The sequence below is a fragment of the Cupriavidus sp. GW822-FHT03E04 genome, assembly GCF_058801495.1.
Genome location: NZ_JBXANI010000002.1, coordinates 1 through 13,085 on the forward strand (window position 1 = coordinate 1; position 13,085 = coordinate 13,085).

Annotated in this window: 11 protein-coding genes; 2 read left to right on the plus strand and 9 right to left on the minus strand. The window is 67.6% G+C overall.

Features of this window, described 5'->3' with window-relative positions; all coding sequences use genetic code 11:
- The 5 genes from AC1RQC_RS02160 to AC1RQC_RS02180 all read right to left on the minus strand — a co-directional run.
- On the minus strand, positions 1-467 hold a 467-nt coding region (locus tag AC1RQC_RS02160), incomplete at its 3' end, for an ABC transporter ATP-binding protein (protein WP_492882360.1).
- Between the two features lie 402 nt (positions 468-869).
- On the minus strand, positions 870-2,570 hold the full coding sequence (locus AC1RQC_RS02165; protein ID WP_492882361.1) for a GMC family oxidoreductase: 1,701 nt from the start codon (positions 2,568-2,570) through the stop codon (positions 870-872).
- Between the two features lie 170 nt (positions 2,571-2,740).
- On the minus strand, positions 2,741-3,688 hold the full coding sequence (locus tag AC1RQC_RS02170) for an alpha/beta hydrolase (RefSeq protein WP_492375428.1): 948 nt from the start codon (positions 3,686-3,688) through the stop codon (positions 2,741-2,743).
- Positions 3,689-3,738: 50 nt separating this feature from the next.
- Positions 3,739-4,239, minus strand: coding sequence for a Cu(I)-responsive transcriptional regulator (gene cueR / locus AC1RQC_RS02175; protein ID WP_492827633.1), 501 nt, complete (start codon positions 4,237-4,239; stop codon positions 3,739-3,741).
- Positions 4,236-6,716: a heavy metal translocating P-type ATPase gene (locus AC1RQC_RS02180; protein WP_492882362.1), complete on the minus strand. Its 2,481-nt coding sequence runs from the start codon at positions 6,714-6,716 to the stop codon at positions 4,236-4,238. Before AC1RQC_RS02180 ends, cueR begins: the two co-directional genes overlap by 4 nt.
- Before the next feature lie 263 nt (positions 6,717-6,979).
- Here AC1RQC_RS02180 and AC1RQC_RS02185 point away from each other — a divergent pair, with 263 nt between their 5' ends.
- Positions 6,980-7,192 (plus strand): heavy-metal-associated domain-containing protein, encoded by a 213-nt coding sequence (locus AC1RQC_RS02185; protein ID WP_043350852.1) that lies wholly within the window; start codon positions 6,980-6,982, stop codon positions 7,190-7,192.
- Positions 7,193-7,258: 66 nt separating this feature from the next.
- On the opposite strand, the gene AC1RQC_RS02190 is transcribed toward AC1RQC_RS02185, so the two are convergent.
- The 4 genes from AC1RQC_RS02190 to AC1RQC_RS02205 form a co-directional block, all read right to left on the minus strand.
- Positions 7,259-7,987 (minus strand): OmpW/AlkL family protein, encoded by a 729-nt coding sequence (locus tag AC1RQC_RS02190; RefSeq protein WP_492375425.1) that lies wholly within the window; start codon positions 7,985-7,987, stop codon positions 7,259-7,261.
- Positions 7,988-8,216: 229 nt separating this feature from the next.
- Positions 8,217-9,176, minus strand: coding sequence for a delta(1)-pyrroline-2-carboxylate reductase family protein (locus AC1RQC_RS02195; protein WP_492882363.1), 960 nt, complete (start codon positions 9,174-9,176; stop codon positions 8,217-8,219).
- Between the two features lie 85 nt (positions 9,177-9,261).
- Positions 9,262-10,266, minus strand: coding sequence for an aldo/keto reductase (locus AC1RQC_RS02200; protein ID WP_492827625.1), 1,005 nt, complete (start codon positions 10,264-10,266; stop codon positions 9,262-9,264).
- A gap of 152 nt (positions 10,267-10,418) precedes the next feature.
- Positions 10,419-11,309, minus strand: a complete 891-nt coding sequence (locus AC1RQC_RS02205; protein ID WP_492882364.1) for a LysR family transcriptional regulator — start codon at positions 11,307-11,309, stop codon at positions 10,419-10,421.
- A gap of 185 nt (positions 11,310-11,494) precedes the next feature.
- Here AC1RQC_RS02205 and AC1RQC_RS02210 point away from each other — a divergent pair, with 185 nt between their 5' ends.
- Positions 11,495-13,039, plus strand: a complete 1,545-nt coding sequence (locus AC1RQC_RS02210) for an MFS transporter (protein WP_492882365.1) — start codon at positions 11,495-11,497, stop codon at positions 13,037-13,039.
- Positions 13,040-13,085: the final 46 nt, after the last annotated feature.

The window sequence follows — 13,085 nt, forward strand, 5'->3', positions numbered from 1 at the left end:
TTGCGGCCGTACGGCAGGTTGACCGTCACCGTCTGCGCCACATCGGTCAACCCGACCTGCTCCAGCAGTTCCATGCCGCGCGCGTTCAGCGCGTCGAGCGTGGTTTCGCTGCGCCAGAAATGATAGGAGGTGCCAAGTTGCCGCTGCAGCCCGATGCGCACGTTCTCCAGCACCGTCAGGTGCGGGAACACGGCGGAGATCTGGAACGACCGGATCACCCCGCGCCGGGCGATCTGCGCCGGCTTTTCGCGGGTGATGTCGATGCCGTTGAACAGGATCGTGCCCGTGGTCGGCTCGAGGAACTTGGTCAGCAGGTTGAAGCAGGTGGTCTTGCCGGCGCCGTTGGGGCCGATCAAGGCATGGATGGAGCCGCGCCGCACCTTGAGGTTGACGTCGCTTACCGCGGTGAACCCCTTGAATTCCTTGGTGAGGTTCCGCGTTTCCAGGATCGTTTCTTGCTGATTCATGGTCTCCTGCCCGCCCTCTTGCAGCGGCGCCGGCTTCTGGTCGGCACCGCCAAATGGTCAGAATTGTGGTGCCAGTCGCACCACCACCGCACAGGTCGCGCCAATCCAGTTGCGCTCCCCGTGGCTGTTGCGGCTCTCGCGCCGCTTGTATTTGCTTGTATTTATTTGCTGCCTGTATTGCTGCCTGGATGTCCGCCGTGCGCGCCCGTCCCGGAACGCGCGACGCGCCCTTGTGGGGGCGCGCCAATGTGAGCGGTGCTGCACGGCATCTCGGCGTCTATTGTGTGCGTCTGCTGCGTCGCAAAACATCCGGGTTTGCACTGATTATGAAACATGAACCAGATGTCAGGTTGGTGTCAGGTTTGCCGCGCGTTTGCCGCGCGTTCGCGACAAGCGGCGTACTCAGGCCTGGGTTGTGGCCCCCGCTTTGCTGGCCAGCGAAGCCCCCGCCGGGGAAACAGCGCCCTGCGCACCCCCTTGCGCCACGCCGCTCGCGCGCCGGCGCCGGTCCTCGCGGATCATGTCGCTGGCGCGCTCCGCGATCATGATGGTCGGGGAGTTGGTGTTGCCCGAGGTGATCAGCGGCATGATCGATGCATCGACCACACGCAAGCCATCAATGCCGATCACGCGCAGGCGCTGGTCCACCACGGCCTGCGGGTCATCGGGTCGGCCCATGCGGCAGGTGCCCACCGGATGGAAGATGGTGGTGCCGATCTCGCTCGCGGCCTGGGCCAGTTGCTCGTCGGTCTCGAACGCCGCGCCCGGCAGCCATTCCTGCGGCTTGTAGGGCGCGAGCGCGGGCGAGGCCACGATGCGCCGCGTCAACCTCAGCGAATCCGCCGCTACCTTGCGGTCCGCGTCGGTCGTCAAATAGTTGGGCGCGATCACCGGCGCGTGGCGGAAATCCGGATCGGCGATGTGCACACTGCCGCGCGAGGTCGGGCGCAGGTTGCACACGCTGGCGGTGAACGCATTGAAGCGATGCAACGGATCGCCGAACTTGTCGAGCGATAGCGGCTGCACGTGGTACTCGAGGTTGGGCCGCGCATACGATGCATCCGAGCGCGCGAAGGCACCGAGCTGCGACGGCGCCATGCTCATCGGGCCGCTCTGGTTGACCGCGTACTGCAGGCCGATGCCAAGCTTGCCCCACCAGCTGCCCGCGCGCGTGTTGAGCGTGCGCACGCCCTCCACCTTGACCACGCTGCGCAGCTGCAAGTGGTCCTGCAGGTTTTCGCCCACGCCAGGCAACGCATGGCGCACCGCGATGCCCGCCGCCTGCAGCCGCTCGGGCTGGCCGATGCCGGACAGCTCCAGCAACTGCGGCGTATTGACCGCGCCCGCTGCCAGGATGACCTCCTCGCGCGCTGCCGCCGTGAATGGCTTGCCGCCGCCGAGATAGTCCACGCCGGTGCAGCGGCGTCCCTCGAACGTCAGCGCGCTCACCTGGGCGCCGGTGACGATCGTCAGGTTCGGCCGTTCCGCCGCGCGGCGCAGAAACGCCTTCGCGGTATTCCAGCGAATGCCGCGGCGCTGGTTGACCTCGAAATAGCCCACGCCAAAGTTGTCGCCGCGATTGAAGTCATCGGTACGCGGGATGCCGGCCTGCTCGGCGGCATCGATAAAGCGCTCCAGGATGTCCCAGCGCAAGCGCTGCCCTTCCACCCGCCATTCGCCACCTGCGCCGTGGAATTCGTCGCCGCCGCGATGATGGTCCTCGCTGCGCTTGAACAGCGGCAGCACATTGTCCCAGCGCCAGCCGTCGTCGCCCGTCAGGCGCGCCCAGTCGTCATAGTCTTCGCGCTGCCCACGCATATAGATCATGCCGTTGATCGAGGACGAGCCACCCAGCACGCGGCCGCGCGGGTAGCCCAGCGAGCGGCCGCCCAGGCCGGCTTGCGCCACGGTGCGGTACATCCAGTCGGTGCGCGGGTTGCCGATGCAATACAGGTAGCCCACCGGGATGTGAATCCAGTGGTAGTCGTCGCGCCCGCCGGCTTCCAGCAGCAGCACGCTCACCTCAGGGTCCTGGGTCAGGCGGTTGGCCAGCACGCAGCCGGCCGATCCGGCGCCGACGATGATGTAGTCGTATGTCTCCATGCTTTCTCTTGTCAGGCCTTGCGCCACGTTTGGAAAGGTTGATGATGAGCCCGCGCGGGAATATCCCGCCAGGATGGCAAATGCGTGCGTCCATGCGCGGCATGCCGAACTTGGGCCATGGCTGCGCGCAATGGTTCAGGTGATGGCAGCCAGGGACACATCATGCGCGCTCACGCCGCCTGCGGCTGCAGATGCTTGCGCAGCCAGCCGGTGAGCGCGGCCAGTACCTCGCCGCGCAGCGGCTGTGCCTCGTTGAAGATCTCGTGGTAGCCGGTGTCGAACCAGAGCGCGTCGCGCAGGTCGGGCGGCGCGTTGTCGAAGAAGCGGCGGCTGCCGGCCGGATCGACGATGCGATCGTCGCCCGCCACCAGCATCAGCATGGGTGCTTCCAGCAGGGGCGCGTCGGTTTGCGCCTGCGCCATGCCGCGCACAAAAGTCTCCAGCACGCCAGCGCTGATGGTGCCCTGCACCAGCGGATCGGCGCGATACTGCGCCACCACCGCGGCGTCGTGCGACAGGTAGCGCGCATCGATCGGGTTGGGCACGCGCAGGCGCGGCACCAGCGTCAGCAGCATGCGGTGCAGGGCCAGCATCGGGGCGGACAGCCTCAAGGCCAGCGCCGGCGATGACAGCACGAGCGCGCGGATGGGCCGCACGCGCGCGGTGGCGAAGCACGCGGCCACCAGCCCGCCCATGCTGTGCCCCAGCAGGAACGGCAGCTCCTGCCACTGGCCCACCGCGGCGTCGTGGATTTCGGTGAGGTCTTCGACGAACACATCCGGATGCTCCGCCACCATGCGCGGACCGCCGCTGGCGCCATGGCCGCGCTGGTCGTAGGCGCGCACACGCAAGCCCAGGCCGCACAACAGCTCCGCCACGTGCTGGTAGCGCCCGCAATGCTCGGCCAGGCCGTGCACCAGCAATAGCGAACCGGCAGGTTCCGGGAACAGCTCGGGATCGGGCTGCCAGGTGCGCAGGAACAGTTCCGTGCCGTCGCGCATGCGCTGGCGGCTTTCGATGGGGGTGACGGGCCGCGCGGGGGCCGCCGCGGCAGGGCCGGCGCCATCGGCGCCGACGTCGGCCGGCTCGGCGCAAGCAGCGGTACTCGGTCGATCCATTCGGTTGATCTCCATCTGTGTTCCGCTACGATGCCGCCAGCCTTCCCTGACTAGGAGGCCGCGGTGCTGTCCTCGCCGTGACGATGGCAGGCCGGCACCGCGCCATCGTTGTTGCCGCCCGCATCCGCTTGCTCCGCCGCCAGGCCGAATCCTGCCTGCGCCATATCGGCCAGGATCGGGCAGTCGGGCCGCGCATCGCCGCTGCAGGCCTCGGCCAGCTGGCGCAGCGTGTCGCGCATGGCGGCAAGTTCGGCAATGCGCTGCTCCAGGTCCGCCACGTGGCGCAAGGTAAGCGCCTTGACGTCGGCGCTGGCCCGCGCGCGGTCGTGCCACAGCGACAGCAGCCCGCGTATCTCGTCCAGCGAGAACCCGAGATTACGGGCACGCCGCACGAAGCGCAAGGTGTGCACCGCGCGCTCGTCGTAGCGGCGGTAGCCGCCCTCGCTGCGCGGCGGTGGCGCCAGCAGGCCGATGGACTCGTAGTGCCGGATCATCTTCGCGGAGACGCCGGAAGCCTGTGCCGCTTCGCCGATATTCCTGCCGACATTCATGCTTGCTCTCCCGCCGGCTTCCAGCGCCGCAGCAGCAGCGCATTGCCGACCACGCTCACGCTGGAGAATGCCATGGCCGCGCCGGCCACTACCGGGTTGAGCAGGCCGGCCGCCGCCAGCGGGATGCCGATCACATTGTAGAAGAAGGCCCAGAACAGGTTCTCGCGAATCTTGCGCACGGTGCGGTGCGAAATCGCCAGTGCGTCGGCCACCAGCGCCGGGTCCCCGCGCATCAGCGTGATGCCGGCGGCATGCATGGCCACATCGGTGCCGGTCGACATGGCGATGCCGACATCCGCCGCGGCCAGGGCCGGCGCATCGTTGATGCCGTCGCCAACCATGGCCACCACGGTGCCGCCCGCCTTGAGCCCATTCACTCGCTCGGCCTTGTCGGCCGGCAGTACTTCCGCCTGCACCTCGTCCAGCCCCAGCGTCTGGGCCACGCGCGCGGCGGCGCCCCGGTTGTCGCCGGACAGCATCACCGTGCGCACGCCGGCGGCGCGCAGCCGCTCGATCGCGCGCCGCGCACCAGGCTTGATGGCGTCGCCAAAGGCAACCAGCCCCACCACGCGGTTTTGCGCGGGCGACGCATCCCGCGCCGCGCCCGTCTCGATCAGCCAGGACACGGTGCGGCCCGCTTGCTGCAGTGCCTGCGCCTGCGCTTCGAGGGTACCCGCCGCTGCGCCCAGCGAGGCACGCAGGCGCTCGCTGCCAAGCTGCAATGCCACGCCATCGACCTTGCCGGACAAGCCCATGCCGGGCAATGCACGCACATCGGTAGCCGTCGGCGCGTGGATGCCGCGCGCGCGGGCCGCTGCCAGCACCGCGTGCGCCAGCGGATGCTCGCTGCCGGCCTGCAGCGCGGCCAGACGCGCCAGCAAGCGTGGCTCTGCATCGTCATCGTCACCGGCACCTGCCGGCACCGCCAGCGCCACCACTTCCGGCTTACCCACCGTGAGCGTGCCAGTCTTGTCGAAGGCCACCACCTTGACCCGGTGCGCCACTTCCAGCGCCTCGGCGTCCTTGATCAGGATGCCGGCGCGCGCACCCGCGCCCGTGCCCGCCATGATCGCGGTCGGCGTGGCCAGGCCGAGCGCACACGGGCAGGCGATCACCAGCACCGCCACCGCGTTCAGCAAGGCTGCCTCCCAGTTGCCGCCGAACAGGCCCCAGCCTAGCAGCGTGACCAGCGCGATGCCCAGTACCACCGGCACGAACACCGAACTCACGCGGTCGACCATGCGCTGGATTGGCGCCTTGGCCGCTTGCGCGTGCTCGACCATGCGGATGATGCGCGCCAGCACCGTCTCCGCGCCCACCGCCACCGTGCGCGCCACCAGGCGGCCTTCGTAGTTGATGGCGCCGCCGGTCAGCAGCGCGCCGGGTGCCTTCGGTACCGGCAGGCTCTCGCCGGTCAGCATGGATTCGTCTGCATGGCTGCTGCCTTCGATCACCTTGGCATCCACGGGCACGCGTGCGCCCGGCAGCACCACGATCTCATCGCCGACCCGCACCGAGCCCAGCGGCACGCTCACCTCCGCGCCGTCGCGGCGCACGATCGCGCTATCGGGGCGCAGCGCGGCCAGCGCGCGGATGGCGTCCGCCGTCTGGCGCTTGGCGCGGGTTTCCAGCCACTTGCCCAGGCGCACCAGCGTGATGACCACTGCCGCGCTCTCGAAGTACAGGTGCGGCATATCGTCCGCGCCACGCCACATCAGCCACAAGGACAAGCCATAAGCCGCCGAGGTGCCGAGCGCGACCAGCAGATCCATGTTGCCCGCGCCCGCGCGCACCGCCTTGAAGCCAGCCTTGTAGAAACGCCAGCCAAACACGAACTGCACCGGCGTGGCCAGCAGCCACTGCACCCAGGCCGGCAGCATCCAGTGCACGCCGAACCATTCGGCCACCATGGGCGCCACCAGCGGCAACGATAGCGCCGCCGAGATCGCCACCGGCCATGGCCCAGACCAGAAGCCTTCGCCAGGCACCGCCCCAGCCGGCAATTCGCCGGTGACCGGCACCGCGCCATAACCGGCGCGCGCCACCGCAGCGGCCAGCGCATCGGCATCCACGGCACCACGCAGCACGGTCACCTCAGCCTGCTCCGTCGCCAGGTTGACCTGCGCATCCACCACGCCGGCCACGGCCTTCAGCGCACGCTCGACGCGGGCCACGCAGGAAGCGCACGTCATGTCGCTGATGGACAAGGTCATGGCCTGGTGCGGCACCTCGTAGCCGGCAGCCCTCACGGCCTCGGCGGCGGCCGGCAGCACGGCAGCGCTATCGGCCTGCAGCGTGGCTTCTTCGGTGGCGAGGTTGACGGCGACCTGGCGCACGCCAGGCACCTTGCCCAGCGCGGTCTCGACGCGCCGCACGCACGAGGCGCACGTCATGCCGCCGATCGGCAGCCGCCATTCGGAGGGCGGCGCGCCTGCTGCTGCGCCGGGTACGGGAAGGAGTTGGGTGTTAGCGGGCATGGCAGGGATCGGGTCCACAGTGATGACAACCACATCATGGACCTTACCATGTTGGGAAGGTCAAGCCCGCGCACAAGCAACGCATTCATCACGTGCAGAACGCGAGAACGTCTGGAAAAGGCCTTGCGCTTCCCACGGTGGGAAGGTGCAAACTTCAGGGGTAGACCGAAGTCCGGCCCGGCCAGCGCAGCGACAGGTACGCTTTTTGGACGGCCGGATGCTCACCTTGATTCCTTACCCCAGGTACCAACAGGAGATTCCAGATGATCCAGTTCCAGGTTGAAGGCATGTCGTGCGGCCATTGCGTGGGCGCCATCACCCGCGCCGTGCAAGCACTCGATCCCGCCGCGAAGGTGTCGGCCGACATCCCCGCGCAGGCAGTCACGGTAGAAGCCACCGCCAGCGGCCAAGCGCTGCGCGAAGCCATCGAGGCTGCAGGCTATCCCGTCAAGGGCAGCACCCAGGCCGCGGGCTGAGCCAGAAGCGGCACAAAGCAAAACGGGCGCCAGCGATGGCGCCCGTTTTGTCGTCTGGCGAGCCGCTTAGAAGCGGTACCCGACGTTCAGGTAGGTCACGACCGGATCGATCTTGATCTTGGTATGCGACACAACGGTAGCATTGCCTGCCGCGCCCGCATTCTGCGTGGTAAGCGTGGCCGTGCTGGATAGCGGCAGGTAGGACACCGACAGGCCAACGAACCAGTTATCGGTGATGGCGTAGTTCGCGCCGACATTGAACACCGGATTCCACGAGCTCTTGGCGCTCGCGGTCATCTTGGCGTTCGGACCAAACTCGGAGCGCACGAAAGTCTGGTTGTTGATGGTCTCGTCGGTGAACCACGTGTAGTTCACGCCAAGGCCCACGTAGGGGCGGAACTTGGTCTTCGCTTCCCCGAAGTAGTACTTCACCAATACCGCCGGGCTCCATTGCTTCACATTGCCCAGCGTGCCGTATTTGGCAAACGTGCCAGCGCCCTCTACATCGTGCTTCGGCGGAATTCCCGCCACAAATTCGCCTGCGATATTGTCGGTAAAGAAGTGCGTGAACGCGATGCCAAGCGTATCCGCGGACTTGATCTTGGCACTCGTGCCGGCTTCGGTCTGGTTGACGGGGAAGCCGCCGATGCTATCGACGACCAGCGCATCGGCCGAACTCGTCGGCATCACGCGGAACCAGCCCAGGCTGACAATATTGCTGCCGGCGCTCTGCGCTTGCGCGGCGCCAGCAATCAGCATGGCTACGCTGGCCAGCAGGATCTTCTTGGGGGACATGCCTCTTGCTCCTTATTAACTCTCTACCCGAGGCAGGCATTATCCCGTCTGGTGTGACCCGTCTGTTTCAAACGCTTAACACTTTTGTAGAAGCCCGCCCCTAAATCACGGGTTAACCATTAAAAAAGCGGGCAAACGAGCCAAATCGGTCGGCGAAACCGTATGCAATTTGCGACGCTCGCCGGACAAAAACCTACTGCACGGTATAGGCCTACTCGTGGCAAGGGAATTACGCTGTGCCGGCGCTCGCCAGCACGCACGCGGCCAGGTCCCACAGGGCGTAACCGACACTCTTGAAGACCAGCGGGCTGCCGCGGCGCGCGCGCAGTGCGTCCGCGACGAGGATCGCGTGCTCGAACGGCTGCACGGTGGACCAAGCGATGCCCGCCTGCAGCAGGTCGCCCGCCTCCTCCTCGATGCCGAACAAGGTGTCGGCCAGCAGCCGGCCGTGCGCCGAGGCCGCCTGGCAAAGCGCCGGCGGCAGCTCGCACATCTCCGGGCGGAACGCGCCCACCGCGGCGATGAAATGATCGTCGCGCCACAGCCCGCTATCCAGGTCCGGCAGCACCGGCACCAGGCTGGACGTCACCGTCACCACCATCGACACGCGCGGCAGGACCGTGCGCACGTCATCCACCGTCTGCGCCTCAACGCCCAGCGTGCGCGCATGCGCGGCGAGGGCTTCGGCCTTGGCGGCCGTGCGCGAATGCAGCCACACCCGGCGCGGCGAGAGGCCGGCGGCAAAGGCTTCCAGATGGGTCAGCGCCTGCACGCCAGCACCGACGATCAACAGCTCGCCAGCGGGATCCGGCGCGAAGCTCTGCGCCGCCAGCAATGACACGGCGGCGGTGCGCCGGCCCGTCACGGTGGGCCCGTCCAGCAGCGCCAACCGGCGTCCCGTATGGGCGTCGGCCACCACCACCTCGCCGAGGATATTGGGCAGGCCGCGTTGCGGATTGCCGGGGTGCACGGTGATGTTCTTGGTCATCACCAGCTCCCGGTTGCGCGCCGGCATCACCAGCAGCGTGCCTTCCCCGCCGGCGGGGTCCCCAACAGGCAACGCAATGCGCGGCGGCGCCATGGCCGTGCCCGCGCGCAGCTCGGCCAGCATGGCGGCAATGGCGCCGGCCAGCGCGGGGTAAGGCAGGCGGACCGCGGTCTGGGCGGCGTCTAGCAGGGCAACGGACATGACGGGTGACTCCGGAGGCGGTTCGCGATGCTGGATTATCGGCGAACTCGCCACCGGCCCCCCACGCTCCACAGGTTCAGCCGGTTCAGCGCGCCAGCAAGGACATCACCTGCCCCGGATAGCGCGTACCCGCTACTGCGTCTGCCGGGAACACGGCGTCGATGGCCGCCATGTCGGCCGTGTCCAGCACCACGTCCAGCGCGCCAAGGTTGTCGTCAAGGTTGGCCACGCGCCGCGTGCCGGGAATCGGCACCAGCATCTCGCCACGCGCCAGCACCCACGCCAGCGCCAGTTGCGCCGGGCTGCAGCCCTTGTCGCGCGCCAGCGCGTTCACTTTGTCGACCAGCGCCAGGTTGCGCGCGAAGTTCTCACCCATGAAACGCGGGCTGGAACGGCGGTAATCGTCCTGCGCGAAATCCTCAGGACTGCGGATGGCACCGGTCAGGAAGCCCCGGCCCAGCGGGCTGTACGGCACGAAGGCAATGCCGAGCCGCTGGCACGTAGCAAGAATGCTCTGGTCGCCACCCGCCTCCACGTCGCGCGTCCACAGCGAATACTCGCTTTGCAGCGCGGTGATGGGATGCACGGCATGCGCGCGCTCGATGGTCTGCGCGCCGGCCTCCGACAGTCCCAGCCAGCGTACCTTGCCCGCCTTCACCAGTTCCGCCATCGCGCCCACGGTTTCCTCGATGGGCACCTGCGGATCGACCCGGTGCTGGTAGTACAGGTCGATATGCTCCACCCCGAGCCGCTTGAGGCTGGCGTCGCAGCTGGCTCGCACATATTCGGGCCGGCCATCCACGCCGCGCGCCACCGGGTTGGCGGCGTCGCGCACGATGCCGAACTTGGTCGCAAGCACCACGCTGTCGCGGCGATCCGCGATGGCCCGGCCTACCAGGCTCTCGTTGGTGTACGGGCCATAAATATCAGCCGTATCGATAAAATTAACACCATTATCAATGGCGTGATTGATAGTGCGAATAGATTCGGCATCGTCATGCGCGCCGTAGAACTCGCTCATGCCCATGCAGCCCAGGCCAAGCGGGAATACTTGTGGGCCATGCCGGCCCAGCTTGCGTAGTGCGGTCATGCGGAACTCCTTGGTTGAGGAACCTCGGCAGTATCGCCAAGGCCGGGGCGCGGAAACAGCCGGCTACGCTGCATGCGTCATGAAGCGCAGCTTCACAATCGGGCTACCCTCTTAAGCTGGACACCATGGGCGATGGGAAGGGCCATGGGCTCTCATCCCGGGTTCTCCCCGCGGGACAGGAAGTCAACCAGCACCCGCAGCTTAGGCAGCATGTGCCGGCTCGATGGCCACAGCATCCAGAAGGTGCCCTGCACCACGTTGAACGTGTCCAGCGCCGTCACCAGCCGCTGGTCGTGCAGCGCCTCCTGCGCCACGAAATCCGGCACGTAGCAAATGCCCAGGCCGCCGATCGCCGCGGCCAGCACGCCTTCGATGTTGTTCAAGGCGAACGAGCCCGGCAAACGCACTTCCTCGCCTTCGGCATCCTGCGTCAACACCCAATCCTGCAGTTTCCCGCTGGAGGGGAAACGATAGCGCAGGCAAACATGCTGCTCCAGGTCCTTCGGCCGCCTGGGCATGCCGCGCCGCGCGAAGTAGTCCGGCGCGGCGCACACCACCTGGCGAAAAGGCCGCAGGCGCCGCGCCATCAGCTGGGAATCCACCAACTCGCCGCTGCGGATCACCAGGTCGAAGCCCTCCTCCACCACGTCCACCATGCGGTCGCTGAAATCCAGGTCGAACTCGATCTCCGGATAGGCAGCGCAAAACGTGGCCAGCTCGGGCAGCAACAGGCGATAGCCGATCGCCGGGACGCTGATGCGCAGCCGGCCGCGCGGCGCCTCCTGCAGCCGCGACAACTCCAGTTCCGCGTCGTCGATTTCCTCGAGGATGCGGCGGCAGCGCTCGAAGAAAAGCGCGCCCTCTTCCGTCAGCCGGATCTGCCGCGTGCTGCGGTGAAACAGCCGGATGCCAAGCCTGGCCTCGAGCCGCATCACGCTCTTGCCGATGGCCGATGGCGAGACGCCGAGAAGCCGTCCCGCCGCGACGAAGCTCCGGGTCTGCGCCGCGCGCACAAAGGCGTACAGGCCACTAAGACTGTCCATGACGATCCATGACTATCTATACCGCTTCATTAGAGAATTTTTGTCCGCAAAACACGGAAATCCAGGTGCTTTAAGACGTATTAATGCCATCCTATCATTAGTCCACTTTCGCGATTGGCCACAGCCACGTGCTATCGGCGCCAGCAACGTGCGACGCCCGCCCCGCCCTCCAACCCGGACTCCCGATGCCCAAAGCTGCACCTGATGCCGCGCACACCACGGCGCAAAAACTGTTGATCCTTGGCGCGGTCTGTCTCGCCGCGCTGGCCATGCCCCTGAGCTTCACCGGCCCGGCGGTAGCCTTGCCAGCGATCGCTGCCGATCTCGGCGGCAGCCCCATCGCGCTGAACTGGGTCACCAACGCCTTCATGCTGTGTTTTGGCAGTTGCCTGATGGCAGCCGGCGCGCTGGCCGACCGCTTCGGGCGCAAGCGCGTCTTCCTCGCCGGCATTGCCGGCTTTGCGCTTAGCTCGCTCGCCCTCACGGCAGCGCCCGACATCGCCTGGCTGGATGGCCTGCGCGCAGCGCAAGGGGTGGCTGGCGCCGCCGCCTTCGCCGGGGGCATGGCAGCGCTGGCGCAGGAGTTCGAGGGGCAGGCCGCCACCCGCGCGTTCAGCTTGCTGGGCACCACGTTCGGCGTGGGACTCGCTTTCGGGCCGGTGCTGGCGGGATGGCTGATCGAGCAAGCCAGCTGGCGCAGCGTCTTCCTGAGCACGGCAGCGATCGCCATTTGCGCCGTGGTGCTGGGCGCGTGCTGCATGCGCGAGTCGCGCGACCCCGCCGCCAGCGGGCTCGACTGGCCAGGCGCCGGCACCTTTACCGGCGCGCTGAGCTTGTTCACCTATGCCGTGCTGCGCGCACCGGACAGCGGCTGGGGCAGCGTGCCGGTGGTCGTGCTGCTGGCCAGCGCTGCCGTGCTGATGCTGGCGTTCGTCATGATCGAGCAGCGCGTGCCTGCGCCTATGCTGGACCTGTCGCTGTTTCGCTATCCGCGCTTTGTCGGCGTGCAATTTCTGGCCGCCGCGCCCGCGTATTCGTACGTGGTGTTGCAAGTGCTGCTGCCGGTCCGCCTGATCGGCATCGAAGGCTACAGCGCGATCGAAGCCGGCCGCATGATGATTGCACTGTCCGCACCCATGCTGGTGGTGCCGCTGCTGGCCGGCCATCTGACCCGCTGGCTCTCGGCCGGCCTGATCTGCGGCCTGGGCTTGCTGGTGTGCGCCGGCGGCCTGCTATGGCTGGCCCAATGCGCACCGGGCCAGCCAAGCGCCGGGCTGGCGCTGCCCATGCTGGCGATTGGCCTTGGCATCAGCCTGCCCTGGGGCCTGATGGATGGCCTCGCCGTCAGCGTGGTACCCAAAGAGCGCGCGGGCATGGCCACCGGCATCTTCAGCACCACGCGGGTGGCGGGCGAAGGCATTGCCCTGGCCATCGTTGGCGCCATGCTTGCCGGGCTTGCCCAGTCCAGGCTGCACGCCATCGCCACTGCGCCCTCGGCCGCGCTGGCGCAAGCCGCGCACCGCCTCGCCATGGGCGACCTGCCCCGCGCCATGGCCCTGCTGCCGCAGGCGAGCGAGCAGGCACTGGTGCAAGGCTATGGCGATGCCTTCCGGCTCCTGCTGTATATCCTCGCAGCGATCACCGTTGCGTCGGCGGCATTGGTATTTGCCTTGCTCAGCCATTCACGGTTGCCGCATCTGTCAGTATCCGCGCCAGAAGCCTTGCGTTAGCGACGCGCCGCCGCACGCTTCGCGGCGAGGCGCGCCATGCTACTCT

Bases quoted from the DNA above. Each gene is read 5' to 3' on its own strand.
- AC1RQC_RS02165 (WP_492882361.1), bottom strand. From the start codon at position 2,570: ATGGAGACATACGACTACATCATCGTCGGCGCCGGATCGGCCGGCTGC.
- AC1RQC_RS02170 (WP_492375428.1), bottom strand. From the start codon at position 3,688: ATGGATCGACCGAGTACCGCTGCTTGCGCCGAGCCGGCCGACGTCGGC.
- cueR (WP_492827633.1), bottom strand. From the start codon at position 4,239: ATGAATGTCGGCAGGAATATCGGCGAAGCGGCACAGGCTTCCGGCGTC.
- AC1RQC_RS02180 (WP_492882362.1), bottom strand. From the start codon at position 6,716: ATGCCCGCTAACACCCAACTCCTTCCCGTACCCGGCGCAGCAGCAGGC.
- AC1RQC_RS02185 (WP_043350852.1), top strand. From the start codon at position 6,980: ATGATCCAGTTCCAGGTTGAAGGCATGTCGTGCGGCCATTGCGTGGGC.
- AC1RQC_RS02190 (WP_492375425.1), bottom strand. From the start codon at position 7,987: ATGTCCCCCAAGAAGATCCTGCTGGCCAGCGTAGCCATGCTGATTGCT.
- AC1RQC_RS02195 (WP_492882363.1), bottom strand. From the start codon at position 9,176: ATGTCCGTTGCCCTGCTAGACGCCGCCCAGACCGCGGTCCGCCTGCCT.
- AC1RQC_RS02200 (WP_492827625.1), bottom strand. From the start codon at position 10,266: ATGACCGCACTACGCAAGCTGGGCCGGCATGGCCCACAAGTATTCCCG.
- AC1RQC_RS02205 (WP_492882364.1), bottom strand. From the start codon at position 11,309: ATGGACAGTCTTAGTGGCCTGTACGCCTTTGTGCGCGCGGCGCAGACC.
- AC1RQC_RS02210 (WP_492882365.1), top strand. From the start codon at position 11,495: ATGCCCAAAGCTGCACCTGATGCCGCGCACACCACGGCGCAAAAACTG.